The organism is Candidatus Hydrogenedentota bacterium (assembly GCA_012523015.1).
In the GTDB taxonomy this organism is placed as follows: Bacteria; Hydrogenedentota; Hydrogenedentia; order Hydrogenedentales; family CAITNO01; genus JAAYBJ01.
Genome location: JAAYJI010000173.1, coordinates 1 through 1,879, shown reverse-complemented (window position 1 = coordinate 1,879; position 1,879 = coordinate 1). Strand labels below are relative to the sequence as shown.

At 42.9% G+C, this 1,879-nt stretch carries 1 protein-coding gene; it reads left to right on the top strand.

The genetic code is table 11. From position 1 onward, the window contains the following. Window positions 1–500 precede the first annotated feature (500 nt). Window positions 501–1,511, top strand: a complete 1,011-nt coding sequence (locus GX117_07725; GenBank protein ID NLO33227.1) for a hypothetical protein — start codon at window positions 501–503, stop codon at window positions 1,509–1,511. The last annotated feature ends 368 nt before the right edge of the window (window positions 1,512–1,879 follow it).

The window sequence follows — 1,879 nt, the reverse complement described above, 5'->3', positions numbered from 1 at the left end:
TGTTTCAGGATATTCTTTACCGTGATATCGTGGTTCGTTACAGGCTTACGAATGTGGATGAGATCAGACAGAACTACCCCAAGGGGTGTCTGTTGTTTCGGCCAGTGAGTGGATGCTCTCGCCGGCAGTCAGCAGATAATAAACCGGCAAAATGCTGCCAACCCTGAGGCGGAGGCGCTACGTCATCATGAGCAGTCCGCCTACAAAAGTTCTTTACCCTGTTGATGAAGTGCTTTTTTATTGCCATTGTGGGCGTTTTGATTGAACTATTGAATGGAAACTGTAGTTGTGTTTCCTTTCATATTCGATAAAAAACACTATTTTTGTCGTGTGTAAAAGATCAATTTACAGTGCTATCAATTACGGGTTTACACTGAAACTTTTTTTCAGGTGATTTTGATAAGAATGAACTATTGGAATTAAACGAGTGATGAATTGGACAGTTGTCAAAATCCATTTTTCGGAGTGAACGTAATTACCTATTTTTAAATAAACACGATATGGAAAGAACAGTATCAGAAAAGAACACCAAAGCACAAATTTTGGAAGCATACGAAAAACTGCTGAAAAAAGTAGAAGAAAAGTCAAACGACAACCCGCGCGAGGTGCAGCAACGCACGGAGAACACGCAAACGCTGATAAAGGCATCTGAGGCATCGGGCGAAGCCATTATCAATGAGATTGGCAGGATAAAAGCGGCATTCACCTCTTCGCTCGAAACCGTGGCCTCTGAATTGACAGAGGAACGGAAGAAGCTGGAAACCATCCAAAATGCCATAAGTATTGAGGAAAAACGCCTTGATGATTTGTATGGCCTTTCAGCCACGGCCGATTCTTTCTCGGCACTCTTGCTGGCCCAGAAAGAACAGAAGGAGCAGTTTGAACAGGAGATGGCAGCCCGGAAAGAACAACTCACTTTGCAAATAGCCGAAACGCGTGCACAGTGGGAAAAAGAAACGCGTGCTCACGACGAAAATTTGAAAGCCGAAAAGGAAACCATCTCTAAACTCCGTAAGCGCGAGGAAGAAGAATATACCTATGCTACCCAACAAAAGCGGAAACAGGAACAGGATGAATACAATCAGAAGAAAATTCGCCAGGACAACGAGTTGAAAGAGCAACGTCTGTTGTTTGAAAAAGAATTTGCCGAGCGTGAGAAGTCCCTGTTGGAAAGTGAAAATGAATTGGAATCGTTGCGCTCTGCATCAGAACGTTTTCCGGCGCAATTAGCCGAAGCGTCGCAAAATGCGCGAACCGAAACAGAAACCCGTCTGCAAACCATTTATAAGTACGAGAGAGAGTTGCAGTCAAAAGAAACGCAAGGGTTACTCAATCTCAAAGATCAACAGGTGAAAAGCCTGGAGGCAAAAATAAAAGAGATGGAGGTTCAACTAAAAGAAGCCGCTTCCAAAGCCGATAACTCCGAAAAAACGGTAAAAGATATCGCGCTCAAAGCGATTGAAAGCTCCGGTAAAATGCAGGTTATAGAACGAGAAAGGGTTAAAGAGTAGCATTTTTTCAACCGATACATACATTGGCAGCGCATTGACGAGTTGATGATTTATTATGGTTATGACCCTAAAAAGATGATTGCAAGACCAACATACAACGCACAGCTAACACCTTTATCGATCAGCATCCGAAATATGTGGTCACGATGGACGAATTCTGGAAAGATGCGATAGAAGGAGTTGTTCATTTGCACAATTGCTCCATTATTTATGTATATTTACATTCGGAATGCAAATATGTATAAAATGAACCCCCGTCAAATCAGATCCGTATTAAAACTACATTCACGCGCTTCCTGGGGCTATGTGCAGGAAGAATAGGACAGGTGCTCAACCTCTCCTCCTTAGCCAATGTTACCGGTTTAACC

Bases quoted from the DNA above. Each gene is read 5' to 3' on its own strand.
- GX117_07725 (NLO33227.1), top strand. From the start codon at position 501: ATGGAAAGAACAGTATCAGAAAAGAACACCAAAGCACAAATTTTGGAA.